This window comes from Gordonia rubripertincta, assembly GCF_038024875.1.
Lineage (GTDB): Bacteria > Actinomycetota > Actinomycetes > Mycobacteriales > Mycobacteriaceae > Gordonia > Gordonia rubripertincta.
This window is the reverse complement of the sequence record NZ_CP136136.1, coordinates 2,894,077-2,919,730: the sequence shown is the minus strand read 5'-3', so window position 1 is coordinate 2,919,730 and position 25,654 is coordinate 2,894,077. Positions and strand designations below refer to the sequence as shown.

Genomic DNA, 25,654 nt, shown 5'->3' with positions numbered 1-25,654 from the left:
ACGATCGCACATGCCGCGGCGCGCTCGCCTCGGCAACACACAGCGACCCGGTCACAGGGGAACAACTGTCGGCGGCCGGTTTCGGTTCCCGACGGCCCGTCAGGACTCCGACGCGGCGTCGCCCACCGTGCGGAAGCCGATGTTGCTCGCCGTCGAGTTCGGGGTGTTCGACGATCTCGCCGCGACGCGGTAGCGGTTGCAGTACGAGTCGTGGCAGAGATGGCTGCCACCGCGGAGGACGCGCAGGGTGCCACGGGTCGGTCCGGTCGGGTCGACGGAGTCGGAGGTCCGGTAGTACCGCGCGCTGAACCGGTCGGCGCACCACTCCCACACGTTGCCCACGCACTGGTAGAGGCCGTAGCCGTTGGGTTCGAAGGCGCGCACGTCCACGGTGCCGACGTGCCCCTCCGGACGGTCGGGGAACACGCCGCGAAAGATGTTGCAGCGAGGCTCTTCCCGGCCGGGATGTCTGTCCCCCCAGGGGTACCGCGCACCGTGCAGCCCCCCGCGTGCGGCGTACTCCCACTGCGCCTCGGTGGGCAGCGACCGGCCGGCCCAGGAGCAGTATGCGAGTGCGTCGTCGTGGCTGACATGCACGACGGGGTGAGTGGTCTTGCCGGTCAGGTCGCTGTCCGATCCCCCGGGATGGCGCCACGACGCACCCGGTGTCGCGAGCCACCACGGGGTTTCGGGGACGGGTTCGCCGGGCGCGGTGGCATAACCGTGGAAGACCGCCGAGATGCCGGCCCGTTCGGCATCGGTGACGTACCCGGTCGCCTCGACGAAGGCGGCGAAGGCGGCGTTCGTCACCGACGTGACGTCCACCGAGAACGCACCGACTTCGACGTCGTGGACGGGGACCTCACCATCGGTGCGGTACCCCTCGTCGAGGGCGTCGCCCATCGCGAACCGCCCGGCGGGGACCTCGACGGTCTCGATCCCGTGCGCCCCCTCCCATGCCGACGCAGGATGGCGTTCGTCAGATCGGGACTCCGGCGACGCGGATCCGGGCGGGTGGCAGCAACTCACCCCTCGATCATGCCGTCCTCGACGATGCCCCGGTCCATCAGCGCGCCGAGGATCAGCGAGGCGAGCCGGTCGATGTCGGCGCCGGTGGTGTCGAATCTCAGATCGGGGTGTTCCGGACTCTCGTACGGCGCGTCGATGCCGGTCAGGCCACGCAATTCGCCGCGCCGGGCTCGTTCGTACAGTCCCTTCGGATCACGACGTTCGCACTCGGAGACCGGCGTCGAGATGTGCACCTCGATGAACTCCAGACCGGCGGCGCGGTGCAGTTCCCGGGCGATCTCCCGGTCCGACCGCAGCGGCGACACCATCGACGCGATCGCGATGACGCCGGCGTCGGCGAAGAGGCGCGCGACATGCCCCACGCGACGGATGTTCTCCGCCCGGTCGCCGGCCGAGAACCCGAGGTCGTCGGAGATGCCGTGCCGGATGTTGTCGCCGTCGAGGAGGTAGGCGACGCGGCCGCGGCTGACGATGGCACGTTCGAGCGCCACCGCGACGGTGGACTTGCCCGACGCCGGCAATCCGGTGAGCCACACCGTCGCTCCGCGCTGACCGGTGTGCGCCCAGCGTTCGGCGCGGGCGAGCGAACTCGGATGCCACTTGATGTCGTTTCGGGTGGCCTTGCCCGGGATGACCTCTCGCGCTTCGAGGATCGTGCCGGCGCCGACGGTGTCGTTGGACGCCTCGTCGATGAGGATGAAGGCGCCGGTGTCGCGGTTCTGCTCGTACGGATCCGCCGGCACCACCGACGCCGTACGCAGCGTGATCGTCCCGATGTCGTTGAGCGCCAGCTCGCTCGGCCCGACGTGCTCGATCAGGGTGTCGGGATCGAGGCGGCGTTCGAGAGACTGGACGGTGGCGCGCACCGTCGACGGCCCGTGCTTGAGCGCGACACGATCTCCGGCACGCAACGGCGACGTCGACAGCCAGCACACGTGGGCGTCGATCTCGCGGGCGAGCACCGGAACGTGCGCACCCTCGGCGCCGCTGACGACGATGTCGCCGCGGCCGATGTCGATGTCGTCGGCGATCTGGATAGCCACCGACAGCGGGGCGACCGCGACCTTTCTCGTCTCGTCGAGCGTGTCGACAGCGGTGACCGTCGACCGGCTGCGCGACGGCAGCACGACGATCTCGTCGCCGACCTGCAGGGTTCCCGACGCCAGGCGCCCGGTGTAGGTGCGACGATGGGACTCGCTCGGTCGCGACACCCACTGGATCGGCAGCCGCAATTCCTCGGCAACCGTTGCCGGCGCGTGCAATTCGACGTTCTCGAGGTACTCGAGGAGCGTCGGACCCTCGTACCAGGGTGTGCTGTCCGACCGGTGCACGACGTTGTCACCGTGCTTGGCGGCGACCGGGATCGCCGTGATCTCGTCGATGCCGAGTTGTACGGCGAGCTCGGCGAGGTCGGCGCGGATCTCGTCGAAGCGGTGTTGGGAAAAGTCCACCAGGTCGATCTTGTTGACCGCCGCGACCACATGCGGAACCCCGACGAGGGTCGCGATCCGGGCATGGCGCCGGGTCTGGCGGAGCAGGCCGTGCCGGGCGTCGACGAGCAGCACCGCCACATGTGCGTTCGACGCCCCGGTGAACATGTTGCGGGTGTAGCGCTCGTGTCCGGGAGTGTCGGCGAGCACGTAACTGCGTGTGGGCGTGGAGAAGAACCGGTATGCGACGTCGATCGTGATGCCCTGCTCCCGCTCGGCACGCAGGCCGTCGGAGAGCGCGGCGAGGTCGACGTCCCCGTCACCGTCGGTGACCGCGTCGAGGTGGTCGGTCGGCAGGCTGCCGGTGTCGTGCAGGATGCGGCCGATCAGCGTCGACTTGCCGTCGTCGACGCTGCCCGCGGTGGCGATGCGGAGGAACTGTCGGGTCGCGGTGGGAGTTCCGGTGCCGGCATCGGCCGTCTGCGCAGAGGTGATGGTCATCAGAAATACCCTTCGCGCTTGCGGTCTTCCATGGCGGCACTCGATGTCCGGTCGTCGGCGCGGGTCTCACCGCGTTCGGAGACCGTCGCCTCGCTGATCTCGGCGATGATCTCGGCGATCGTGGTCGCCTTAGAGCGGACCGCACCGGTGATCGTCAGATCCCCGACCGTGCGGTAGCGCACCCACTCGGTGGTGACCTCTTCGCCGTCCCGTGGCGGCGAGAACTCCGAGACCGCCAGCAGGATTCCGTCCCGTTCGAAGACCTCACGCTCACCGGCGAAATAGATCGACGGCAGTTCGAGGTTCTCGAGTTCGATGTAGCGCCAGATGTCGGTCTCGGTCCAGTTCGACAGCGGGAACACGCGCACCGACTCTCCGCGCCGTATTCGCCCGTTGTACAACGACCACGGTTCGGGGCGCTGCGCACGCGGGTCCCACTGGCCGAACTCGTCGCGGAAGCTGAAGATGCGTTCCTTCGCGCGGGCACGTTCCTCGTCGCGGCGGGCACCGCCGAAAGCGGCATCGAAGCCGCCCTTCTCGAGTGCGTCGAGCAGAGTGCGGGTCTGCAGCCGGTTGCGCGAGCCCGACGGGTCCGTCGACTCGGCGACGCGACCCGAGTCGATGGACTCCTGGACCGACGCCACGATCAGCTCGATGCCTTCCGGGTTGTGGGCGGTGGGTGCGACACGACGGTCACGGAACTCGATGACCTCGGAGAAGTTGTGCCCGGTGTCGACATGCATGATCGGGAATGGCAGCGGCGCCGGCCGAAAGGCCTTCTCCGCCAGGCGCAGCAGGACGATCGAGTCCTTTCCGCCGGAGAACAGCAGGACCGGACGCTCGAGCTCGGCCACCACCTCCCGGATGATGTGCACCGCCTCTGCCTCCAGGACCCGGATCGCGGTGACGTGATCGATGTCGTCGGCAGCCTGCGGATCTGCAGTCTGGGGAATTGTCGTCACAGCGGATATCCGTTCCGTTCGGCGTCTTCTCGGTATCGCTGAGCCCATTCCTTGGACCGCGAATTCGACTGCGGTTTCAGCGGTGGCGGCGGTGCCAGTGCGGGGTCCTGACCGATCTTCTCGAGTACCCGCGCGGCCGCCTTGGTGGGGTCGTTCACCAGGTCGCGGAACTCGATGTCGAGGGGTTCGATGCCCTCGGCGGCAAACCAGTTGCGCCACTGCCGTTCCTGCTCGCGGAGGAGGCCGGCCAGATGCGCGATCCCCGCGGCGTGGTACACCGCGCCGTCGTCCCCGTCATCGTCCGAGCCGTCGTTGCGCCATACCCGCGTCTGCACCGCGCGCCACATCGAAACCGCCTGCGGCACCACGTCATCGCGGTACACGTGTACGTACACCGGGTCGGCGCCGTCGAAGATCCACCGGATCGCTGTCCGCAACGATCCGGAACCCGCGCGGCTTCGCGCGATCAGCAGCGGCGTCTGATTCCACATGAGCTTGCCGCCCCACACCCCGTTGGCGCTGCGGCCGGCCGCCAGGATGTCGGCGCGCCAGATCTCGGAGTCACGGGTGTCGACGGTGCCGGGATCGACCGGGTCCAGGAGTTCCAGGATCGTCGGATCGGTGACACCGGCGAACCACTCACGTGGCTGAGGCGATTGCGACGAGGAGACGAAGTACTGGAAGAACTCCTCCGGCGTACCGGCGACCTCGGTTGCCGACAGCGACTCGACGAGCAGTGTGCTGCCGCTGCGCTGGCTCGCGCAGACCAGATAGTTCGACGGCCCCGCGGCGGGCGTTGCTGACATGAACGATGAGTCTAACGATCCGAAAACCCCTCGCAACCTGGACTTTTAGGCGCAGAGAGGCGGAAAACCTTGACACCGGCCAGCTGTCGTGAATGTCCCGATCTCCGGCGTGCCTCCCGGTTCAGCGGGTCCCTGACGTGATCTCCCCGGCCAACTCGCGCTTGGAACCCTGCGGACGACGGGACGGCAGCGCCTCCTCCTGGGCTGCGACCTGCGCCGCCTTCGCATGGAAGGCCTCCATGAATCGCTGGGCGACGGCGGTACCGGTCGCCTCGTCGGGGAGGTCGTCAGCGGTCTCGGCCCGCCACGCGGACAGCGTCGCGGCCAAGGTGGCACGCACCCCGGCATACGACGGGTCGTCGGCGACATTGTTGCGCTCATACGGATCGGAACGCAGGTCGTAGAGCTCGACCCGCGGCCGGTCCTGTTGGATCGCTTCGGAATCCAGCGATCGAGCGGACAGGCTGTCGGCGATGTCGAGCGGCAACAGGAGTGCCGGCCGCGCCGCGAGGTTCTCGATGTAGCTGTAGTCCTTGGTGCGCACGGCTCGGATCGGGTCGAAGGCATCGTGGTAGGTCTTCTCCGTGAAGACCTCGCTGCGTACGACCGGCGCGCCGGGTGATTCGACGAGTGCCGACGCATGGGAGTCGCCGTCCACGTCGTCCGGGATGTCGACCCCCAGCAGGTCCAGCAGGGTCGGGGTCAGGTCGACACCGGAGAACAGGTCGTCGTAGACCTGCGGCTCGACGTGCCGCTGCGTCGGCGGCCGCATGATGAGCGCGACGCCGGTGCCCTCTGCGTACAGGGTCGACTTCGCCCGCGGGAACGCCAGCCCGTGGTCGGTGATGAACACGATCCACGTGGAGGAGTCCAGCCCCAGCTCGGCGACGGTGCCGAGCAGACGACCGACCGCGGCGTCGGCCTTGGAGATCGAACCGTGCAGACCCGCGAGGTCGTCGCGGACGTCGTCGGTGTCGGGCAGAAACCCCGGTACTGCGATGTCACTGGTGTCGGACGGCTTGTACTCGTCCGCCGGGTACGGCCGATGGGTCTCGAAGAACCCCGCGGTCAGGAAGAAGGGCCGATCGTCGTCGGCGTGGCGCCGGAGCCAGTCCTGGGACTGCTCGACGACGTAGTCGCATCGCGAGTCGGAGACGTCGACCGAATCGAAGCCGAGTCGCTGCGGGTCCGCGCTCTCGTGTTGCATCCCGAACAGCGCCGACCGGTACCCGGCGTCGGCCAGCAGCGACGGCAGGGTTCGCACGTCGGAGTGGTACTCGAACCCGTGGTGCGCAAGCCCGACGAGGCCGTTGCGGTGGGGGTAGCGTCCGGTGAAGAGCGACCCGCGGGCCGGCGAGCACAGTGGCGCGGTGGCATGGGCGTCGGCGAAGCGGATGCCGTCCGCGGCCAGTTGATCGAGGGTCGGCGACTCGACTCCGTCGGCGCCGTAACACGTCAGATGACGTCCCAGGTCGTGCCAGTGGATCAGGATGACGTTCTCGCGTGCCATGGCCCCCATGATGACGCAGGCCGCCGGCCGAATCGTCGGCGGACGGACACCCGATTCCGACATACCGCGCACGGCACCGGCCGAGAGGTTGAAATCACTGTGCGCCAAATCCGCTGATCGGACTGCTGTGGGCGCCCTTGCCGGTCACGTGTAGGGCGATATGCCCTATGCGGCACCCCCATCCAGGTCTAACGTTCCTATGGCTAGCCTTACAGAACTAATGGCGCCGGCGGCGCTGAGAGACGGACGGACCCGGATGGATCACCTCACGGCACTCGCCTCGAGTGGCGTACATGTGCTGGCCGCCGCCGACGGACCGTCGGTCTGGACGCAGATGGTCGGAAGCGCGCTCATCGGTCTGCGCGAGGGCCTCGAAACCGGGATCGTGGTCATGGTCCTGATCGCCTTCGTCGTGAAAACCGACCGCCGGGACGCCCTCAAGTGGATCTGGGCGGGCGTCGGTGCGGCAGTCGCGATGACCCTCGTGGTGTTCCTCGTGATCCACTTCGGCACATCGACGATGACGCCGCTCGCGGCCGAGACCATCGCCGGGGTCGCGTCGCTGGTGGCGGTCGGGATCGTGACGTTCATGGTCCTGTGGATGAGCGAGGCCTCCTCCCACATCTCCGCCGACCTCAAGAGCGGGATGTCGAAGGCGCTGCTGACCGGCGGCGCATCGGTGCTGGGTCTGGCGTTCCTGGCCGTCGGCCGCGAGGGTTTCGAGACCGCATTGCTGATGGTCGGTTATGCCGAGAGCGTGTCCGGTGGATTGTGGCCGCTGCTCGGCCTCGTCGTCGGGATCGTCGGCGCGATCGTGCTGACCGTCCTGATCTACCGCGGTGCGATCCGCATGAACCTCTCGGTGTTCTTCACCTACACCGGCCTGTTCCTGATCGTCGTCGCCGCCGGGATTCTGACCTACGGCATCCGGGCGCTGCAGACGGTGGGCTGGCTGCCCGGACTCGGCAACACCGCCTTCGACGTCTCGGAGACCTACGACGCCTCGTCCTGGTACGGCACGATCCTGGGCGGCATCTTCAACGTGCGCCCGGATCCCACGGTCCTGCAGGTGATCGCGTGGATCGTCTACGTGGTCGTGGTGACCACGATCTTCTTCCGCCGTCAACGTGCCGGACATCGCGCAATCGTCGCCAGAACGTCCGACGAGAGCTCCGCGCCCGTGGAGCCCGCCCCCGAAAGGAATCCTCAGTGACTCGTAGACCCGTGGTGGCCGCAGCTGCGGCCGCGGTGGTGATCGCCCCCGTGCTCCTCGCCGGCTGTACCGAGAAGGGCAGCTCCGAGGGCGCGATCGCCGTCACGTCGACCGCCGACGCCTGTGATCTCGCGACCACCGACGCGACGACCGGCAACGTGGACTTCACGGTCACCAATTCCGGAGACAAGGTCACCGAGTTCTACGTCTACGGGAACAACAACCGCGTCCTCGGCGAGGTCGAGAACATCGGACCCGGCCTGTCCGGCAATCTGACGGTCGAGATCGTCGAACCCGGCACCTACACGGTGGCGTGCAAACCCGGCATGGTGGGCGCCGGCATCCGGACCGAACTCAACGTCGGCGGCGAGCGCAAGGAGAAGGCCGACGTCCCCGCCGACGTGACGGCCGCCAAGGCGCAGTATCTCGAGTACGTCCGCAACCAGCTGAACACCCTGCACGCCCAGACGACATCCTTCGTCGACAGCGTCAAGAAGGGCGATCTCGACGCGGCGCGTGCGCAATTCGGTCTCACGCGCACCCCGTACGAACGGATCGAGCCGGTCGCCGAGTCCTTCCCCGACCTCGACCCCGCCGTCGACATGCGGTGGGACGACACCGAGGACGGCACCCAGCCCTTCACCGGATTCCACCGCATCGAACGGTTCCTGTGGCCGCCGCAGGCCGCCGAGATCGGCGACGCACCGGGCCAGATCACGCGGTCTGATGCCGCGAACGCCAAGGAGACCGACAACCCGCAGGCCATCGCCGAGATCGCCGACGGTCTGCTCGCCAACGTGACCAAGCTGCGCGACGAGGTCAACAAGCCCGACTTCGAGTTCGAGACCTTGTCGTTCGTGAAGGGCCCGCAGGCGCTGATCGACGAGGTGGCCGCCACCAAGGTCGACGGCGAGGAAGACCGCTACTCCCACACCGACCTCTGGGACATCGCCGCGAACCTCGACGGTTCGGAGACCGCCATCGCGACCATGCAGCCGATCATCTCCGCCAAGAACCCGGCGCTCATGGACAAGATCACCGCCCAGTTCAAGACCGTGCGTGATTCGGTGAATGCCTACCGCGAGGGTGACGGCTACGTGTCCTACACCAAGGTGACCCCCGAACAGCGCAAGGAACTGTCGAATCAGATCGACGCGCTCTCGGCCACCCTGTCGCAGGTCCCGGGACTGGTGTTGCAGCAATGAGTGAGACGGCCCCCCGCCCCGGCGAGGCGCAACCTTCCGACCCCGCAGGCCGCACGAAGCGACGCGGCCTGTCGCGTCGTGCGATCCTCGGCGGCACCGGTGCCGGGTTGCTCGTCGCCGCGGGCGGGGTGGCCGTCGGCCGCGCCACCACGCCGGCACCGGCCGCCGACCACGTCGTCGAATTCCGCGGTCCACGCCAGGCCGGCATCATCACCGCCGCCCAGGATCGACTTCATTTCGCGAGTTTCGACGTCGTCACCGACAACCGGGACGAACTCATCGCCGTGCTACAGCGATGGACCGAAGCCGCCGAACGCATGACCCGCGGCGAGGAGACCGAGCCCGACGGCGCCACCGGACTCGGCGAGTACACCCCGCCGGCCGACACCGGAGAAGCGCTGGGGCTGAGCGCAGCTCACCTCACGCTGACGATCGGCTTCGGTCCGGGGTTGTTCGGGCCCAGTGCCTCCGCCCCCGACCGACCCGATCGCTTCGGTCTCGCCGACCGCCGCCCACCAGCACTCGTCGATCTGCCGATGTTCGCGGCGGAGAAGATCGATCCATCGAGGTCGTACGGCGACATCTGTGTGCAGGCCTGCGCCGACGACCCGCAGGTCGCCGTCCACGCCATCCGCAATCTCGCGCGGATGGCGGTGGGTGTCATGGCCGTCCGCTGGTCGCAGCTCGGGTTCGGCCGCACGTCGTCGACAACGCAGTCCCAGGACACACCCCGAAACCTGTTCGGGTTCAAGGACGGCACCGCGAACCTGCGCGCCGAGGACACCGACCTCCTCGACCGTTGGGTCTGGGTCGCCCCCGGGGACAATCCCCCGGCGGCGCAGTGGATGACCGGCGGCACCTACCTCGTCGCGCGTCGAATCCGGATGGACATCGAACCGTGGGACCGCGCCAACCTCTTCGAGCAGGAACAGATCGTCGGACGCACCAAGAGATCCGGCGCCCCGCTGGGCAAGTCCGGCGAGTTCGACGACCCGGACTTCGCGATCACCTCCGGCGGCACCCCGATCATCGCGCGCAACGCCCATGTCCGGCTGGCACATCCGGACAACCTCGGCGGAGTGCGAATTCTCCGGCGCGGCTACAACTTCACCGACGGCACCGACGGCTTCGGCCACCTCGACGCCGGCCTGTTCTTCATCGCCTTCAACCGCGACACCGGAAAACAGTTCGTGCCCATGCAGCAGGTTCTGTCCCGCCAGGACGCCATGACCGAGTACCTGATCCCCAACGGCTCGGCGAACTTCGCGATCCCGCCCGGCCTCGAGCCCGGCGAATGGTGGGGGCAGCGGCTTTTCGAGTGACCACGCCCGACGCTCACGAAATCCGTTCGCGCTCACCCCAATTTGAGTGATCGGGAACGGATTCGGTGAGCGAAAGCCATCAGCCCTCCAGCACGCTTTCCCAGGCCTCGCGCGAGTCGAGTTCGATGCCACGCTCTCTCGCGCGCGCCTCGGCGTCTCGGACCGACGCCATGAGCGCCAGGGCCTTGTCCCTTGCCTGCGCCTCGACGCTGTCGTCGCCGGCAGTGACGGTGACGGTCCACGTCGCGGCCGGGATGCTGTCCACCGGATACGACGCCGCGGTGAGCCGTTCGAGGATCTTCTGCAGCAGGGCCGGCGACGGCTGCGTGGTGGCGACGCCGTCGAGGACCGAGCCGCGCTTCTTCTCCGCGGCCTTGCGTTCCTCCCACTCGCGGATCTGGGTTTCGAGGTCGGCGTGGGCGCCGGACAGCACGCCGGGGGTGCGGCCCATCACCTTGGCGGTGAAGCTGCGGGCGACGTCGTCGATGTCGAACGGCGCCTCGGGATCGTCGGCGGCGATGCGCGCATGGAAGAGCACCTGCAGCAACAGATCCCCGAGCTCTTCCTTCAGCTCGGCCTGCTCACCGGCCTCGATGGCATCGAGCAGTTCGTAGACCTCCTCGAGGAGGTAGCGACGCAACGAGTGATGGGTCTGGGGTGCTCTCCCACGGACCGTTGCGGCGCAAGGTGTCCATCAGGGCGACGGAGTCGAGCAGGGCCATTCCCGACACCTTCGCCGCAGTGATGACCTGCTCCCCGCGGGCGAGGCGGGCGCGAACGAGTGGGTGATCGGCGTTGGTGCTCACCAGTACGGAGTCGACCGGTGTCTCATCGAGCACCTCGTCGAACACGGCGTCGACATGGTCGAACTCCCACAGGAGACTGGCGGGCACGTCCTCGGTGACCCTGACCGGGCCCGTGAGCCACGCGCGGGCCCGGATGGGGATCAGGTCGGGCCGTGCCGGGTCCAGCAGCACCACCGTCATTCGTACGCCCTTTCTCGACCCCCCTGATGTCCATCAACCTATCCCCCGAACCCGTCGGCACCGCCCGCCTCGCCGGAAACCGGTTCAGCCGTTGGGCTCCGGCTTCAGTTGCGTCAGGAACGTGGTGAGGTACTCGATGAGCTCGTCGTCGCGCAGGCGGGCCGACCCCACTCCCCCGGTGCGCGGGATCGGAAGCGTGACCACCGACGTCGTCGCGCGGTAGGTCGCCGAGGAGTACAGCCTGCGGAGACGCACCTGCTCGCTGTCGAGGAGCGGCAGCGGTGTGATCTTGACTCCCTGTCCGGCGAGGCCGATCTCGGTGATACCGCGTTCGCGGCACCGCAGACGCAGACGAGCGATCGACGCCAGACGCGTCGTCTCGACCGGCGGCGGCCCGTAGCGGTCGTTGAGCTCGACGAGCACCGCGTCGACCGCGGCGTCGTCGGTGGCCGAGGCCAGCTTGCGGTACGCCTCCAGACGGAGACGATCGGAGTCGACGTACTCGACCGGGATGTGCGCGTCCACCGGCAGGTCGATCCGCACCTCCCCGGTCTCCTGGGTCTCGACGGGCTTGCCGTCGGCCGCTGCGCGATACGCCTCGACGGCCTCGCCGACGAGCCGCACGTACAGGTCGAAACCGACGCCCGCGACGTGACCTGACTGCTCGGCGCCGAGAACGTTTCCCGCGCCGCGCAATTCGAGGTCCTTGAGCGCCACGGCCATACCCGCGCCGAGTTCGTTGTTCTGGGCGATCGTCGCGAGCCGGTCGTAGGCGGTCTCGGTCAGCGGCCGGTCCGGGCTGTAGAGCAGGTAGGCGTAACCGCGCTCGCGACTACGGCCCACGCGTCCGCGCAGCTGATGGAGCTGGGAGAGACCGAGGTTCTCGGCACGATCGACGATGAGCGTGTTGGCGTTGGAGATGTCGAGTCCGGTCTCGATGATGGTCGTACAGACCAGCACGTCGTACTCGCGGTTCCAGAACCCCGAGACCGTGCGCTCGAGCTGATCCTCGCCCATCTGGCCGTGGGCGACAACGACTCTCGCCTCGGGGACCATCGCGGCGATGTCCTTGGCGGTCTTGTCGATGGTCGAGACACGGTTGTGTACGTAGAACACCTGGCCGTCGCGGAGCAGCTCGCGGCGGATCGCCGCGGCGACCTGCTTCGGGGCGTAGGCGCCGACGTAGGTGAGCACCGGGTGGCGCTCCTCGGGCGGGGTGAGGATAGTCGACATCTCGCGGATGCCGGCCATCGACATCTCCAGGGTGCGCGGGATCGGTGTCGCCGACATCGTCAGCACGTCGACGTGGGTGCGCAGCGCCTTGATGTGTTCCTTGTGCTCGACGCCGAATCGCTGTTCCTCGTCGACGATCACGAGTCCGAGGTCTTTCCAGGTGATGCCGGTCTGCAGCAGCCGGTGGGTGCCGATGACGATGTCGACCTCGCCCTTGGCCATCGCCTCGGTGATCTCGCGCGACTCCTTGGGATCGGTGAAGCGCGACAGCCCGCGCACCCGCACCGGGAAACCGCTCATCCGCTCGGTGAACGTCTGCAGATGCTGTTGCGCGAGAATGGTCGTCGGCACCAGGACGGCCACCTGCTTGCCGTCCTGGACGGCCTTGAACGCGGCGCGCACGGCGATCTCGGTCTTGCCGTAGCCGACGTCGCCGACGATGACGCGGTCCATCGGGACCGGACGCTCCATGTCGGCCTTGACCTCGGCGATGACGGTCAGCTGATCGATCGTCTCGGTGAAGTCGAAGGCGTCTTCCATCTCCTGCTGCCACGGGGTGTCGGGCCCGAAGGCGTGTCCCGGGGCGGCATGACGCGCGGCGTAGAGCTGCACCAGCTCGCCGGCGATCTCGCGAACGGCCTTGCGCGCCTTACGCTTCGTGTTCTGCCAGTCCGATCCGCCGAGCTTCGACAGCGACGGCTGCTCGCCACCGACATACCGGGACAGCTGGTCGAGCGCATCCATCGGTACGTACAACCGGTCGGCCGGCTGACCGCGTTTGCTCGACGCGTATTCGAGGACCAGGTACTCGCGCCGCGCACCCGAGACGGTGCGTTCGATCATCTCGACGAACTTGCCGATGCCGTGCTGGTCGTGCACGACGAGGTCACCGGCGGTCAGCGCCAGCGGGTCGACCTGATTGCGGCGCTTGGCCGGGAGCTTGCGACCGTCGCGCACGTTCGCGACCCGGGTACCGGTGAGGTCCGCCTCGGTGACCACCACGAGTCCGGCGTCGGCACAGACGATTCCGCTGCGCAGCGTGGCACCGAAGACCGCGACCTCCCCCGGTTCGGGACGATGTCCCGGCTCCGCGATGACATACGGGACCTCGGCCTCGGACAGCCGTTCGCCGACGCGCTGGGCGGTGCCCTTGCCGGTGACGACGATGGCGGCGGTCTTGCCGTCGGACACGTGGGCGCGCAGTTGGGCGAACGTGGCCGCGATCTCGCGCTCGTCGCCGCGCGGCGCGGGGCCGGGGGCGAGGTCGAGTTCGAGTTCGTTCCCGCTGCCGGTGGACAGCGGTGACAGCGTCCACCACGGGCGCTTGGCCTGTAGTGTCGCTTCGCGCACGTCGCCGAGCGAACGGTAGGCGCTGGCCTGCAGGTCGACGCCGGTGCCCGATCGCGGGTCGATGGGGGCGTTCGCACCCATCGCCGCGGCCGTCCAGGACGCCTCGAGGAACTCCGCACCGGTCTTGGACAGGTCCGCGGCCCGGGTCCGGACCTTCTCGGGGTCGAGGATGAGCACGCGCGTCCCGGCCGGGACGACCTCGGTGAGGAGTTGCATCTCGCCGTCGACGAGCGCCGGGATGAGCGCTTCCATCCCCTCGACGGGAATGCCCTCGGCCAGTTTGCCGAGCATCTCGTTGAGGGCGGTGTCGTCGGGGTTCTCCGCCGCGAGATCGGCTGCGCGCGTGCGCACCTTCTCGGACAGGAGTAGTTCGCGACCCGGGTGGATGCGGACCTCGGAGGCGTCGACTTCGGGCTGGCTGCGCTGATCGGCGACCGAGAACGCCCGGATCTCGGTGATCTCGTCGCCCCAGAACTCGACGCGGACCGGGTGGTCGGCGGTCGTCGGGAACACGTCGAGGATGCCGCCGCGGACCGCGAACTCGCCGCGGCGTCCGACCATGTCCACACGTTCGTAGGCCATCTCGACGAGCTGGGCGAGCAGGCCGTCGAAGTCGACCTCGATGCCCTCGCGCAGGGTGACGGTGGCGACCTCGCCGAGGCCCGGCGCCATCGGCTGCACGAGGGAGCGGACCGTGGTGACCACGACCCGCAGCGGGTTGTCACCGGGATTGGCCAGACGGTGCAGTACCGCGAGGCGCTGGCCGACGGTGTCCGCGCTCGGCGAGAGCCGCTCGTGCGGGAGGGTCTCCCAGGAAGGGAACTGGGCCACCGCATCGGGGTCGTCGAGCAGTTCGGCCAGCTCGGCCGTCAGGTCGTCGGCCTCACGACCATTGGCCGAGACGACCAGCAGCGGGGCGTCGGCGCCGGCGGCCAGACAGGAGACGAGGAACGGCCGGGCCGCGTCGGGCGCGGTGATGTCGAGGCGACGTTCGGCACGGCGTTCGTGCACCTCGCGGAAGGATTTGTCCGCACACGCGAGCGCGGCCAGACCGGACAGGGCACGAGGCGTCGACACTCCGCCGATTGTATGTGCCGCTCCTCGCGCCCCCTCAGGCCGGTCGATCAGCCCAGCAGGCTCTGTCCCAGCACCTCCCCTCGACGAGCCCCGGGGAGGATGGCGTAGACCGCCGATCCGATGGGTGTCGTCCACTGGTTCAGCGCGTCGTGTTCGGCCAGCCGCGCCTGCACCGGCGCGTACTGGGCGTCGACGTCGCGCTGATAGGCGGCGAACAGGAGACCACTGTTGGAGAGGGCGATCCTGCCGGCGGCATCGGGTTCGGGCGGGTCGTCGTAGTTGTAACCGCGCCGCAGGAACCGTTCTCCGTCGGTCCGATGTCGCGCTCGCGCGATGTGCGACGACGCCGGGATGGCCGGCAACCCGTCGACGATCTTGCCGAAGTCCGGGTCGTCGTGCTCGGCTCCCCCGCTCAGCGGCGCGCCGTCGGCGAGGGTGCGGCCCACCGACAGTTCCTGGCTGCGGGGGTCGACCTCCTGCCAGCCGTCGAGGTCCATGGCGATCCGACGCAGCACCATCGACGTCCCGCCGGCGAACCACGGCTGCTCGGCGCCGTCGTCCCAGACCAGGGCGTCCGAATCGGCGGGTCCGAGGTTCTCGGTCCCGTCGACCTGCCCCATCAGGTTGCGCATGGTCACCTTCTCGTCCTGGCTGCCGCGGGAGTTGCGGAAGCCGCGCTGCACCCAGCGCAGGCGGACCCGTCCCGCCACGTTCGCCGTCAGAACCCGGGTCGCGTGCGCAACGGTGACCGGGTCGTCGGAGCAGATCTGCAGCAGCAGGTCCGTCTGTCCCCAGCGCCGCTCGTCGAGCCGGTCGATGGGGTACGCCGGAAGCGGATGCAGCCACCGGGGTCGTCGACCTTCGAGCCCCGTCGTCGCGAAGGCCCCGGGACCCAGCCCGACCGTGACGGTGAGCCGCGCCGGCAACCGGGCGAGCTGCGGTTCGCTGTCGGCGAGCGCCGGGGTGCCCCTCGTGAGTCGGGCGGCGTCCTCGGTCCAGACACGGAGAATCCCGGCGAGGGCTTCACGCGCCCGCCGCGGATCGGTCGAGAGATCGAGTCCGACGTAGTTGACGTGCGCGGTGGGCGGGGTCGCGACCCCGGCCTGGTGCACGCCGTAGAACTCGATGAGGTCCCCGCCGTGCGTGCGGTCCCCGGCACCGTCGGTGGACCGCGCCGCGATCGCCGTGGCGCCGACGCCGAGGCCGGCGGCTCCCGCGACGCCTGCGATCAGGCTGCGTCGTGAGAAGGCCGCGCGGCCCCGCTTCGTGTCGTCACCGTGGCCGGTGGCCTCAGCCATCGCTCTTGGCGTCCGACGAGCCGTGGCCCGGCGTGTACTCTTCGTTGGCTCCGCGGAAATCGCGTGCTTGCGCGACGAATTCGCGGGTCGAACCGTCGCCGAAGCGCAGGGCGACGGTGACGGTCTGCCCGGCCTCGATCGGTCCCTTCAGGCCCATCAGCATGATGTGGTTGCCACCGGGCTCGAGCGAGACCTTCTGACCACCGGCGATCTTCTGGCCGCCGTCGACCTGACGCATGGCCATGGTGCCGTCGGCGGCCGGGGCCATCTCGTGCACCTCGACGCGGGCGGCGACACCGGTATCACCGCCGGTGAGGGTCACCTCGTGATCGGAGGTGTTGGTCACCGTGCCGAATGCACCGGTCATGTCCTTGTCAGAGGCCTTCACCCACTGGTCGGTGATGGTCACCGAGTCGGCCTGGGTGGCGGAGGTGTCGCCGGAGGAGCATGCGGTCGCGACGGCCAGGGGAAGTGTCAGAACGGCGAGGATCGCCAGTGGACGACGAGCCCGATGGGTCGTGGAAGTGATTGTGAACATGGATGTTTCGCCTTCTCGGGTACGCGAGTCATCACCGGCGCTAGCGGGCGCCGGCGGGAGGGTGGGGAGGAATAGGGGTCAGGCAGGGAGCGCGGGCGGACCCCGGGGCCGGATACCCGTGCGGCCGAACAGCGGTCGTAGCGGATTCACCGTACCCACGACCACCAGCACATCGCCGACGGCGATCAGCGGACGCGTCGTCGATGCCAGAATGCGTGAACAGATACGGCGTGCGCACTCCCGCGCGCCGACGAGGAGAACCGCGGAGATCAGCAGCGCCGCAACGTGTGAACCGATCATCGTCGGACCGGGCAGCAGCGGCGTCGACGCGTGGTGGCCGCCGGTGTGCATCGCGAGATGCCCGAGGAGTTGCGCGACGGTGAGTGCCGCGCCGACGGAGACGATCTCGGCCGCACGGCCGCGTGTTCCGGCCACTGCCCCACTCGCCCAGCCGAGCCCGGCGCTGATCGCGACGAGGAGGACCATGTGCGACGAAGTCGGGAGCCCTCCCCCGGCGAGCGCGTGCGCCCCGAAACTCAGCGACCCGGACACCAGGGCAGCGACGACCGACCAGTGCACGCGCACAAGTCGTTCGGCCGGATCGGACGCCGCAGGCATGCTCCGAGCCTACGCTCGCTACTACCCGAAGTAGTAGACGAGTGGTTGCCCCCACACCACTATTGTCATCAGCATGCAGGGAGCCCAGACCGACGCCATGGGGGTGATGGTGCGCGACGCCGTCGAGACCGACCTCGCGGCCGTCGCGGACATCTACCGCCACTATGTGGAGAACACCGTCGCCACCTTCGACTACATGGTTCCCTCGCACACCGCATGGCTGGCGAAGTACCAGTCGATCCGCGAGGCGAATCGGCCCTTCGTCGTCGCGACGCTTCCGGCGGAGTCCGGCGAACACATCGTCGGATACGCCTACCTCGGTACGTTCCGAGCCATGCCGGCATACGACCGGTCGACCGAGGACTCCATCTACGTCCGTCCGGGCTACGGCGGTCGCGGCGTCGGATCTGCGCTGATGGCCGGGATGCTCGAGCGGGCGAACACCGAGAACGTGCGGCAGATCGTGGCGGTGATCGCTGCGACCGGCGGGGAGGGATCGATCGCCCTGCACTCGCGGTTCGGATTCACCGAGGTAGGCCGCCTGCGTTCCATCGGCCACAAGGCCGACCAGTGGATCGACTGCGTCTACATGCAGAAGGATCTCTGGGCGACGGCCCGCTAGCGAGGTCTCAACGGTCGAGGCCGGCGGCCTCGGCGGCGGCATCGGCCAGACCGACGCCGGTGCCCTCGTAGATGTGGAAGGCGACGTTGGCACCCCGGGCGAGCAGTTCGTCGCGTTCGTCGTCGTACTGGGCGACGACGGCGATGGTGCCGTCGAAGTCCCGTTCCTCCACCCGGTCGAGGGCCACCAGATTGGACCCGTGGAACGGCATGGCCATCACGAGGATGTCGAGGTCGGAGACCCCCTCACACCGATCCCAGAACCCCGTCTCGGTCGCGTCCGCCTCGATGACCCGGAATCCGCGGCCGCGGAGGTTCGCCACCTTCAGCGGATCGTTCTCGACGCCGACGACGTTCAGCCCGTACTCGTCGACGAGACGGTTGTAGACCGAACTGCCCACCCGCCCGAGACCGAAGACGACCGCACGCGCGGGTGCGAGGTCGATCGCCGCGTCGTCGGGATGGGCGCTCGCGGCCGCCGTCCTCGGGACATAGGCCGAGAGCCTGGCCACCAGATTGGAGCCGCGGCGGTTGACGAGGGTCGAGAAGACGAAGCTCGCCGCGACCGCGACCGAGGTGACCACCAGCCAGTCGTCGTCGAGCAGGTCGTTGCTCACACCGTTGGCGATGACGATGAGCCCGAACTCGGAGAAGTTCGCCAGTGCGAGCCCGGCCAGGATCGAGGTACGCCGCCGCAGGCCGAACATGGCGAGCACGAACGTGAAGAGCGCGGCCTCGAGCGGTAGGAGTACCACGAGGACCAGTCCGAGGATCACCGTGTCGAGGGTGGGCGTGACGTGGAGTCCGATCGAGACGAAGAAGCCCACCAGGAGCAGTTCACGGAGTCCGAACAGCGTGCGGGACAGCTCCCCGGCGCGCGGATGCGAGGCCAGCAGCACGCCGATCACCATCGCTCCGAAGTCGCCCTTGATCCCGACGGTCTCGAACAGCCAGTACCCCGGCACGAGCGCCATGGTGACACCGAAGAGCGTCTGGAGTTCGCCGTGCCCGAGCCGGTTCCAGAGTCGCCGGACGACGTACGCACCGGGGATCAGGAGAACCAGCGCCAGCGCCCACGGACTCGGCGGTTCCCCGCTCATCGCCGTGAGATAGCCGACCGCGACGACGTCCTGGAGCACCAGGATGCCGATGGCGATACGTCCGTAGAGGGAATGGGACTCCGAACGTTCATCGAGAACCTGGACGACGAAGACGGTGCTCGAGAACGACAACGCGAAACCGAGAAGAGCGAGCGTCTTCCAACTCTCGTCCATCAGCATCTGCACGCCCAGCGTCGACAGGAGTCCGAGGAAGCCGGTGGTGAGGCCGAGCAGCACCGCGAGGTTGAGCCCGGTCGTCAGGAAGACTTCACGTCGGTACAGCATCCGGAGGTCGAGCTTGAGCCCGATGGTGAACAGCAGGATCGTCACGCCCAGATCTGCGAGGGTGTCGATGATCGGCAGCTCGTCGATGCCGGGCGCGTGCAGGATGAACCCTGCCGCCAGGTACCCGACCAGGGTGGGCAGACGGATCAGACGCGCGAGGAACCCACATCCGAAGATGACGACGAGATAGATGCCGACTGTCTCCACGCGCCGGAAGTCCCTTCCTCTCTGGGCCGTGACGGCCGCCGGGGATGTCTGGAACGTTATCGCCGCACGCGGCACGAAGCGCGATGGCCCGCCGAGTACCGGGACACCGGGCGTCTCGACGGACCACGAGGAACAAACCGGACCGCAGTCCGGTTAGTATGGGTCATGCGCAGCTCGAACTCCCCCACCCGGCAGCCCGCACTGTTCCTGTCCCATGGCGCGCCGCCTCTCGTCGACAGCCCCACCTGGGTCCGGCAGCTGAAGACACTGTCGCAGGGGCTCGCGCGACCGACGGCGATCCTGATCGTCTCGGCTCACTGGGAAGCCGCGCCCCTCACCATCGGCTCCACCGATTCCCGCACGCCGCTGACCTACGACTTCGGCGGCTTCCCGGAGAAGTACTACCGTGTCCAATACCGGTCGCCGGGTGCCCCCGACCTGGCCCGACGCGTCGCCGCGATGATGCCCGACGGCGAACCGATCGCCCACGATGCCACCCGACGCCTCGACCACGGCGCGTACGTGCCGATGACCGTCATGTACCCCGAGGCCGACATCCCGGTCCTGCAGATCTCGCTGCCGACCCTCGACCCCGAGCGACTGCTCGACCTGGGCCGGCGCCTGCGGCCGTTACGCGACGAGGGTGTGCTGATCATCGGTTCCGGGTTCACCACCCACGGCCTGCCGTTTCTGCGGGACTGGCGGCCCGAGGCCACTCCGCCGAGCTGGTCGGCCGAGTTCGACGCGTGGGCGGCCGAATGCTTCACCGCCGGAGATGTGGAGTCGCTCATCAGATTCCGGCAGACCGCGCCCGGCATGCCGTACGCACACCCGACGGTTGAACACTTCGCGCCGTTGTTCGTCGCGCTCGGTGCGGGCGACGACGTCGAACAGCGCCCCGATCAGGTCATCGACGGGTTCTGGATGGGACTCTCCAAGCGGAGCCTAGTGTTGGTCTAACCGTCGTCGGCGGTGGTGCGCTTCAGTGATTCGACATAGTCGGGGCCGACAAGAGCCGGCGACGGGTCGAGGCGGGTGAGGCCGTTCCAGCAGAGGTTCACCAGGTGGGCGGCCACGACCTCCTTCGACGGCTCGCGGACGTCGAGCCACCACTGGGCGGTCGACGACACCATGCCCACGAGGGCCTGCGCGTAAAGCGGGGCGAGTGCTGGGTCGAAGCCGCGACGCTCGAAGTCGCCCGCCAGGATGTGCTCGACCTGGCTCACCGCGTCGTTGAGAAGGCTTGAGTAGGTGGCCGTTTCGCCGGTCGACGCGGTGCTGTCGCCGCGGACGAGGATGCGGAAGCCGTCCGTGCGTTCCTCCATGTAGGTGAGCAGCGCCAGCGCGACCTGTTGAATGCGGTACAGCGACCGGTTCTTCGACAGCGACGCGGTCACCATCTCGAGCAGCGTTTCCATCTCACGGTCGACGACGACCGCGTAGAGACCTTCCTTGCCGCCGAAGTGCTCGTACACGATCGGCTTGGAAACTCCTGCGCGCTGCGCGATCTCCTCGATCGAGGTGCCTTCGTAACCGCGTTCGGCGAACAGTCCCCGCGCCACCTCGATCAGCTGTAACCGACGCTGCGCACCGGTCATCCGCGCCCGGGGTGCGCGCTGCGCCTCCGAAGCACCATCTGCCGGACGTCCGATCGCCATGCGCCAAGCCTAGGACGAGACGCCGCGGAATCACGAATGTTGCGGCAACTATTGCTCCCTGAGGTGCGAGGAGCGTAAGCGACGAGCCGCCGACCCTCAGTACAGGCTCGACCAGTACGACCAGAACCTCACCGCGATGAGCACGATCACGAGCGCGACGACGAGGACCAGGATCAGAGCGTGGCTGCGGGCGACCGCGAGCGCCACCCCGGATCGCGAGGTCAAGCCGCTCGCGTGGAGGTTGCGCACGCTGACGAAGACGAAGATCGGCAGCGTCACCGCCCATACGACCATGCAGTACGGGCACAGCGCGCCGATCGAGTAGAGGCTCGAGTAGATCAGCCAGCAGATGAAGGCCATCGCCGCGGTCACGCCGACCTGCAAGCCCGCCCAGTACCAGCCCGCGAGACGTGCGCCCGCGAGGATCGCCACGCCGGTGGTGATCACCACCGCGAACCCGGCGATGCCCAGCAACGGATTCGGGAACCCGAACAGCGCGGCCTGCGGCTTGGCCATCACCGAACCGCAGCTCAGAACCGGGTTGAAGTTGCACGACGGCACGTAGTCGGGGTTCTTGAAGAGTTCGATTCGTTCGACCGTCAGCACGAACGACGCCACGAAGCCGATCGCACCTCCGACGCTCAGCACCCAGGCGACGATCCGCGTCCACGAGCGGACGGCCTCCGCCAGAAGTGCACGGTCGTCGGGATCGGGTTCGAAGGTGGTCGGTGCATCAACCGGGGCGCTCTCACTCACTCATCCAGGATGACACCGTCCGACGGGGTCGCCGTCTCCCGGCGTGCGCGGAATCGTGCCGAACTCGGCATCCGCAAACCAAGGAGGGTTATTTGCCCAACGTGAGGGTAAAGGCACGCTCGATCCGCCAAATGTCGGCACCGGCACACGACGATGCGTAATGTCGGATTCACCACTGGGGATGGGACACAACTGTGCAATTGTGGGATTACATCGGCGACAACGCTCGCTCCCTCACGTTTTTGACCTATCAACACGCGTCATTGTCGTTCCAGACCGTGCTGGTCGGCACGCTCGTCGCGATCGCGGTGGCCGCGCTGGTCTACCGGCTTCCGCTGGCCTCGGCACTCACCCTGACCTCTAGTCGTGTGGCGCTGACGATTCCGTCGCTGGCCCTGCTCGCGCTGCTGATCGTGCCGTTCGGACTCGGTGTGACACCGTCGTTCCTGATGCTGGCGTTCTTCGCGATGCTGCCCGTGATCGGCAATGCGGTGGTCGGACTGCGTTCGGTGCCGCCGTCGGTCGTCGAATCCGCCCGCGGCATCGGCCTATCGCGCTGGCGCATCCTGCTGACGGTTGAACTACCGATCGCATGGCCGGTGATCCTGACCGGAATCCGGGTGTCCACACAGATGATCGTCGGCGTCGCGGCGATCGTCGCCTACGTCCTCGGCCCCGGCCTGGGGTCACTGATCTTCAACGGTCTCGCACGACTCGGAGGCGCGAACGCCCTCGAATCAGCCCTGGCCGGAACACTTCTCATCGTCGTCGTCGCGCTCGTCTTCGACGCTCTCCTGGTTCTGCTCGGCCGACTCACCATCTCCAAGGGACTCTCATGACCGACTCCGCCACCGCCCCGTCGTCGAAATCCTTGACAGGCCAACCGTCGTCCGGTACCAATGGTCGCGTCGTCACCGGCGCATCGATCCGCCTCGAAGGCGTCGTCAAGCGCTACCGGGGCCAGACCAGGCCCGCGGTCGCACAACTCGACCTCGAGATCGACGCCGGTGACATCGTCGCCTTCGTCGGCCCGTCGGGCTGCGGCAAGACCACGACCCTCAAGATGATCAACCGGCTCATCGAGCCCACCGAGGGGCGCATCTACATCGGCGGACGCGATGTGACAGCGGAGAACCCGGACAGACTCCGCCAGTCCATCGGTTACGTCATCCAGTCCGGCGGGCTCTTCCCGCACTGGTCGGTGAGCAAGAACATCGGCACCATCCCGCGAATCCTGAAGTGGGACAGGAAACGCATCGCCGAGCGCACCGAATACCTCATGGACCTGGTCGGACTCGACGCCGCGACCTTCGCCGACCGCCTGCCCAAGGACATGTCCGGCGGCCAGCAGCAGCGTGTGGGCGTGGCCCGGGCCCTCGCCGCCGACCCGCCGGTCCTGCTGATGGACGAGCCGTTCGGTGCTGTCGACCCCATCACGCGTGCCCGGTTGCAGGACAAGCTGATCGCCATCCAGCACGAACTGGGCAAGACCATCGTCATCGTCACCCACGACTTCGAAGAGGCCACCAAACTCGGTGACAAGGTCCTGATCCTCTCCGAGGGCGGGCACATCGAGCAGTTCGCGCCGCCGGAGGAGATCCTCGCCAACCCGGCGAGCCCGTTCGTCGAGGAGTTCGTCGGTTCCGGTGCGACACTGGCCCATCTGACCCTCACCCGCGTCCGCGATGTCGAGATCCGCGATGTCGTCACCGCCCGCGTCGGCGAACCGTCCGGCAGTGTGGTCAATCGCACGAGGGCAGCCGGCGAGGACTGGCTGGTCGTCGTCGACGAGCACGGACGGCCACGGGCCTGGCCCAGTGTCGAGGAGGTCGCTGCCAAGCCCGAGGTGTCGGACTACCTCGACCCCCGACTGCCCGTCGTCGCCCGGTCGTCGACGCTCAACGACGCACTCGACTCGATGCTCGCGACCAGTCAGGGTGGGGTTCTCGTCACCGACGGCCGCGGCGCGGTCATCGGCGCGCTCAACATCGCGTCGGTGATGGAGGCGATCCGCGGGCAACTCGCGGATGTGCGGGACGAAGACCACGTCGGCTACCTCGACCACACCGAGGGATCGGCACCCGCCGACACACCGGTCGTCGCGGCCGATGAGGACGCGGCTGCCGAGAACGCGGCCGCCGAACAGAGCGCCGAACGATGACCGCGGTCGCCGACGAGTCCGCGCGGGTCACCGCGGCGGCAGAGGCACCGGGCCAACCACCTCGACGCGGATTCCGGCGCCGGTTGGCGAAGGTGCCCATCGACGTCTGGTTCGAACCGCTGGTCATCATCGTCATCGGCGTCGGATTCCTGATCTGGTACCAGCGCACCACCTTCACCGAGACCGAGTCCGCCTCGATGTCGTGGCCGGCCCTACGATCGACGATCCTCGACCACATCCAGCTCACACTCACCGCCACCGTGATCGTGGTGTGCATCGCGATCCCGCTCGGCATCGCACTCACCCGGCCATCCCTGAAGTGGCTCAACCCGATTGCGGTCAACGTCGCCAACATCGGACAGGCGGCCCCCGCCATCGGTCTGCTGGTGCTGTTCACGTTCTGGCTCGGCACCGGCTTCAACACCGCCGTCGTCGGTCTCGTCGTCTACGCCGTGCTCCCGATCCTGCAGAACACGATCGTCGGCCTGCGCCAGGTCGACCAACGGACGGTCGAGGCGTCCCGCGGCATCGGGTTGTCCGCAGCAAGAACGCTTTTCCAGGTCGAGCTGCCGCTCGCCGTGCCGGTGATCCTGAACGGCGTGCGCACGGCGCTGGTCATCCTGGTCGGTACCGCGACCCTGAGCACGTTCATCGGTGCGACGAGCCTCGGGACGCTCATCACCACCGGCATCACCCTGTTCCTGCCGAAACTGCTCGTCGCCGGCGCGATTTTGGTCGCGCTCCTGGCGATGACCATCGACTGGCTCGGACGGCTCGTCGAACTGGCCGCGACACCCCGGGGGATCTCATGAGAAAGCCCGTCCTGGCCGTCTTCACGGCGATGCTCATGGTGGTGCTCGCGGGCTGTGGGCTGGTCAGCTCGTCGGGCACCTTCCGCGAGGCCTTCCTGGTCGACGGGTCGACGCCCCTCGAGGGCACCACGATCCGGGTCACGTCGAAGAACTTCACCGAGTCCGTCCTGTTGGGCAAGATCACCGCGACTTACCTCGGTGCGGCGGGTGCGGCGGTCGAGGACCTCACCAACGCACCGGGTTCCATGTCCTCCCGGCAGGCTCTGCTCAACGGTGACGCCGACATCCTCTGGGAGTACACCGGCACCGCCTGGCAGACCTACCTGGGCGAGACGGAGACGATCTCCGACCCGAACGAGTTGTGGCAGCGGGTCCGCGATGCCGACCGCGCCAACGGCGCCGAGTGGTTGCCACCCGCGTCCTTCAACAACACATATGCCTTCGCGGCGTCCGCACCTACGGCCAAACGCCTGAACGTCACAACGATGTCCGACATCGCGAAGCTGCCAGTGTCGGAGCGGACGTTCTGCATCAACGACGAATTCCTCAGTCGCGCCGACGGGATGATCCCCATGTTGAAGGCCTACGGCATTCCTCTCGGCACCCCCAACGGTGTCCCGAAAGACAACGTGACCGTCATGGACTCAGGCGTCGTGTACACCTCGACGGCGAAGAGCGAGCCCTGCAACTTCGGCATGGTGTACTCGACCGACGGCCGGATCAAGAACCTGGATCTGACGGTGCTCGAGGACGACCGGAAGTTCTTCCTGCCGTACAGCGGATGCGTAGTCGTCAGCACCAAGCTCTATGAGCAGGCACCGGAGATCGCCGAACTGATGGCGCCGGTGTCGGCCAAGCTGACCGACGCGACGATGCAGGAACTCAACGGCCGCATCGACATCGACGGCGAGGACCCCGCCGACGTCGCCTACGACTGGTTGCAGGCCGAGGGGTTCATCGCCTAGGGCTCCGGCCG

At 68.0% G+C, this 25,654-nt stretch carries 21 protein-coding genes and 1 pseudogene; 9 read left to right on the top strand and 13 right to left on the bottom strand.

Features of this window, described 5'->3' with window-relative positions:
• Positions 1-99 precede the first annotated feature (99 nt).
• From RVF83_RS13240 to RVF83_RS13220, 5 genes are all read right to left on the bottom strand, one after another.
• Positions 100-903, bottom strand: coding sequence for an SUMF1/EgtB/PvdO family nonheme iron enzyme (locus RVF83_RS13240; RefSeq protein WP_039880041.1), 804 nt, complete (start codon positions 901-903; stop codon positions 100-102).
• Positions 904-1,025: 122 nt separating this feature from the next.
• The gene (gene cysC / locus RVF83_RS13235) at positions 1,026-2,960 is read right to left on the bottom strand and encodes an adenylyl-sulfate kinase (protein ID WP_005195578.1); all 1,935 of its coding nucleotides are present in this window, start codon (positions 2,958-2,960) and stop codon (positions 1,026-1,028) included.
• Entirely contained in the window at positions 2,960-3,922 is a 963-nt protein-coding gene (cysD, locus tag RVF83_RS13230; RefSeq protein ID WP_005195576.1) for a sulfate adenylyltransferase subunit CysD, read from the bottom strand. Before cysD ends, cysC begins: the two co-directional genes overlap by 1 nt.
• Positions 3,919-4,728 (bottom strand): trehalose 2-sulfotransferase, encoded by an 810-nt coding sequence (stf0, locus tag RVF83_RS13225; protein WP_005195574.1) that lies wholly within the window; start codon positions 4,726-4,728, stop codon positions 3,919-3,921. Before stf0 ends, cysD begins: the two co-directional genes overlap by 4 nt.
• A gap of 121 nt (positions 4,729-4,849) precedes the next feature.
• On the bottom strand, positions 4,850-6,238 hold the full coding sequence (locus RVF83_RS13220) for a sulfatase family protein (RefSeq protein WP_174351873.1): 1,389 nt from the start codon (positions 6,236-6,238) through the stop codon (positions 4,850-4,852).
• A gap of 256 nt (positions 6,239-6,494) precedes the next feature.
• Here RVF83_RS13220 and efeU point away from each other — a divergent pair, with 256 nt between their 5' ends.
• From efeU to efeB, 3 genes are read left to right on the top strand one after another with little or no spacing between them, the layout of a single operon-like run.
• Positions 6,495-7,451 (top strand): iron uptake transporter permease EfeU, encoded by a 957-nt coding sequence (efeU, locus tag RVF83_RS13215; protein ID WP_039880039.1) that lies wholly within the window; start codon positions 6,495-6,497, stop codon positions 7,449-7,451.
• Positions 7,448-8,656 (top strand): iron uptake system protein EfeO, encoded by a 1,209-nt coding sequence (efeO, locus tag RVF83_RS13210; RefSeq protein WP_005195570.1) that lies wholly within the window; start codon positions 7,448-7,450, stop codon positions 8,654-8,656. The genes efeU and efeO overlap by 4 nt, the downstream gene beginning before the upstream one ends.
• Positions 8,653-9,978, top strand: coding sequence for an iron uptake transporter deferrochelatase/peroxidase subunit (gene efeB, locus RVF83_RS13205; protein ID WP_005195569.1), 1,326 nt, complete (start codon positions 8,653-8,655; stop codon positions 9,976-9,978). The genes efeO and efeB overlap by 4 nt, the downstream gene beginning before the upstream one ends.
• Positions 9,979-10,057: 79 nt before the next feature.
• On the opposite strand, the pseudogene RVF83_RS13200 reads toward efeB, so the two are convergent.
• From RVF83_RS13200 to RVF83_RS13180, 5 genes and pseudogenes are all read right to left on the bottom strand, one after another.
• Positions 10,058-10,964, bottom strand: a pseudogene (locus tag RVF83_RS13200) (MazG family protein).
• A gap of 84 nt (positions 10,965-11,048) precedes the next feature.
• Complete coding sequence (gene mfd, locus RVF83_RS13195; protein WP_005195567.1) at positions 11,049-14,624, bottom strand: transcription-repair coupling factor; 3,576 nt, start codon at positions 14,622-14,624, stop codon at positions 11,049-11,051.
• Between the two features lie 47 nt (positions 14,625-14,671).
• The gene (locus RVF83_RS13190; RefSeq protein ID WP_005195565.1) at positions 14,672-15,922 is read right to left on the bottom strand and encodes a Dyp-type peroxidase; all 1,251 of its coding nucleotides are present in this window, start codon (positions 15,920-15,922) and stop codon (positions 14,672-14,674) included.
• The gene (locus RVF83_RS13185) at positions 15,915-16,460 is read right to left on the bottom strand and encodes a copper chaperone PCu(A)C (protein WP_005195564.1); all 546 of its coding nucleotides are present in this window, start codon (positions 16,458-16,460) and stop codon (positions 15,915-15,917) included. The genes RVF83_RS13190 and RVF83_RS13185 overlap by 8 nt, the downstream gene beginning before the upstream one ends.
• Positions 16,461-16,538: 78 nt before the next feature.
• Positions 16,539-17,078 (bottom strand): hypothetical protein, encoded by a 540-nt coding sequence (locus RVF83_RS13180; RefSeq protein ID WP_005195562.1) that lies wholly within the window; start codon positions 17,076-17,078, stop codon positions 16,539-16,541.
• 73 nt (positions 17,079-17,151) lie between these two features.
• On the opposite strand from RVF83_RS13180, the gene RVF83_RS13175 reads away from it, so the two are divergent.
• Entirely contained in the window at positions 17,152-17,700 is a 549-nt protein-coding gene (locus RVF83_RS13175; RefSeq protein WP_005195560.1) for a GNAT family N-acetyltransferase, read from the top strand.
• Between the two features lie 7 nt (positions 17,701-17,707).
• Here the strand turns inward: RVF83_RS13175 and RVF83_RS13170 are convergent, their stop codons facing one another.
• On the bottom strand, positions 17,708-19,291 hold the full coding sequence (locus RVF83_RS13170) for a cation:proton antiporter family protein (RefSeq protein WP_005195559.1): 1,584 nt from the start codon (positions 19,289-19,291) through the stop codon (positions 17,708-17,710).
• Between the two features lie 165 nt (positions 19,292-19,456).
• On the opposite strand from RVF83_RS13170, the gene RVF83_RS13165 reads away from it, so the two are divergent.
• Positions 19,457-20,251: a dioxygenase gene (locus RVF83_RS13165; RefSeq protein ID WP_119031713.1), complete on the top strand. Its 795-nt coding sequence runs from the start codon at positions 19,457-19,459 to the stop codon at positions 20,249-20,251.
• On the opposite strand, the gene RVF83_RS13160 is transcribed toward RVF83_RS13165, so the two are convergent.
• Both RVF83_RS13160 and RVF83_RS13155 read right to left on the bottom strand, forming a co-directional pair.
• Complete coding sequence (locus tag RVF83_RS13160; RefSeq protein ID WP_005200943.1) at positions 20,248-20,949, bottom strand: TetR/AcrR family transcriptional regulator; 702 nt, start codon at positions 20,947-20,949, stop codon at positions 20,248-20,250. The genes RVF83_RS13165 and RVF83_RS13160 overlap by 4 nt on opposite strands.
• Before the next feature lie 96 nt (positions 20,950-21,045).
• Complete coding sequence (locus tag RVF83_RS13155; RefSeq protein WP_005200944.1) at positions 21,046-21,705, bottom strand: vitamin K epoxide reductase family protein; 660 nt, start codon at positions 21,703-21,705, stop codon at positions 21,046-21,048.
• 194 nt (positions 21,706-21,899) lie between these two features.
• Here RVF83_RS13155 and RVF83_RS13150 point away from each other — a divergent pair, with 194 nt between their 5' ends.
• The 4 genes from RVF83_RS13150 to RVF83_RS13135 are packed head-to-tail and all read left to right on the top strand — an operon-like array spanning position 21,900 to position 25,643.
• The gene (locus RVF83_RS13150) at positions 21,900-22,544 is read left to right on the top strand and encodes an ABC transporter permease (protein ID WP_005200945.1); all 645 of its coding nucleotides are present in this window, start codon (positions 21,900-21,902) and stop codon (positions 22,542-22,544) included.
• On the top strand, positions 22,541-23,866 hold the full coding sequence (locus RVF83_RS13145; RefSeq protein ID WP_005200947.1) for an ATP-binding cassette domain-containing protein: 1,326 nt from the start codon (positions 22,541-22,543) through the stop codon (positions 23,864-23,866). The genes RVF83_RS13150 and RVF83_RS13145 overlap by 4 nt, the downstream gene beginning before the upstream one ends.
• Complete coding sequence (locus RVF83_RS13140) at positions 23,863-24,678, top strand: ABC transporter permease (RefSeq protein WP_005200948.1); 816 nt, start codon at positions 23,863-23,865, stop codon at positions 24,676-24,678. Before RVF83_RS13145 ends, RVF83_RS13140 begins: the two co-directional genes overlap by 4 nt.
• Positions 24,675-25,643 (top strand): glycine betaine ABC transporter substrate-binding protein, encoded by a 969-nt coding sequence (locus tag RVF83_RS13135; protein WP_005200951.1) that lies wholly within the window; start codon positions 24,675-24,677, stop codon positions 25,641-25,643. Before RVF83_RS13140 ends, RVF83_RS13135 begins: the two co-directional genes overlap by 4 nt.
• Positions 25,644-25,654 lie beyond the last annotated feature (11 nt).

Excerpts from the sequence above, each read along its gene's own strand:
- RVF83_RS13240 (WP_039880041.1), bottom strand. The coding sequence starts at position 903 with ATGGGCGACGCCCTCGACGAGGGGTACCGCACCGATGGTGAGGTCCCC.
- cysC (WP_005195578.1), bottom strand. The coding sequence starts at position 2,960 with ATGACCATCACCTCTGCGCAGACGGCCGATGCCGGCACCGGAACTCCC.
- stf0 (WP_005195574.1), bottom strand. The coding sequence starts at position 4,728 with ATGTCAGCAACGCCCGCCGCGGGGCCGTCGAACTATCTGGTCTGCGCG.
- RVF83_RS13220 (WP_174351873.1), bottom strand. The coding sequence starts at position 6,238 with ATGGCACGCGAGAACGTCATCCTGATCCACTGGCACGACCTGGGACGT.
- efeU (WP_039880039.1), top strand. The coding sequence starts at position 6,495 with ATGGATCACCTCACGGCACTCGCCTCGAGTGGCGTACATGTGCTGGCC.
- efeB (WP_005195569.1), top strand. The coding sequence starts at position 8,653 with ATGAGTGAGACGGCCCCCCGCCCCGGCGAGGCGCAACCTTCCGACCCC.
- RVF83_RS13190 (WP_005195565.1), bottom strand. The coding sequence starts at position 15,922 with ATGGCTGAGGCCACCGGCCACGGTGACGACACGAAGCGGGGCCGCGCG.
- RVF83_RS13185 (WP_005195564.1), bottom strand. The coding sequence starts at position 16,460 with ATGTTCACAATCACTTCCACGACCCATCGGGCTCGTCGTCCACTGGCG.
- RVF83_RS13180 (WP_005195562.1), bottom strand. The coding sequence starts at position 17,078 with ATGCCTGCGGCGTCCGATCCGGCCGAACGACTTGTGCGCGTGCACTGG.
- RVF83_RS13175 (WP_005195560.1), top strand. The coding sequence starts at position 17,152 with ATGCAGGGAGCCCAGACCGACGCCATGGGGGTGATGGTGCGCGACGCC.
- RVF83_RS13165 (WP_119031713.1), top strand. The coding sequence starts at position 19,457 with ATGCGCAGCTCGAACTCCCCCACCCGGCAGCCCGCACTGTTCCTGTCC.
- RVF83_RS13160 (WP_005200943.1), bottom strand. The coding sequence starts at position 20,949 with ATGGCGATCGGACGTCCGGCAGATGGTGCTTCGGAGGCGCAGCGCGCA.
- RVF83_RS13145 (WP_005200947.1), top strand. The coding sequence starts at position 22,541 with ATGACCGACTCCGCCACCGCCCCGTCGTCGAAATCCTTGACAGGCCAA.
- RVF83_RS13140 (WP_005200948.1), top strand. The coding sequence starts at position 23,863 with ATGACCGCGGTCGCCGACGAGTCCGCGCGGGTCACCGCGGCGGCAGAG.
- RVF83_RS13135 (WP_005200951.1), top strand. The coding sequence starts at position 24,675 with ATGAGAAAGCCCGTCCTGGCCGTCTTCACGGCGATGCTCATGGTGGTG.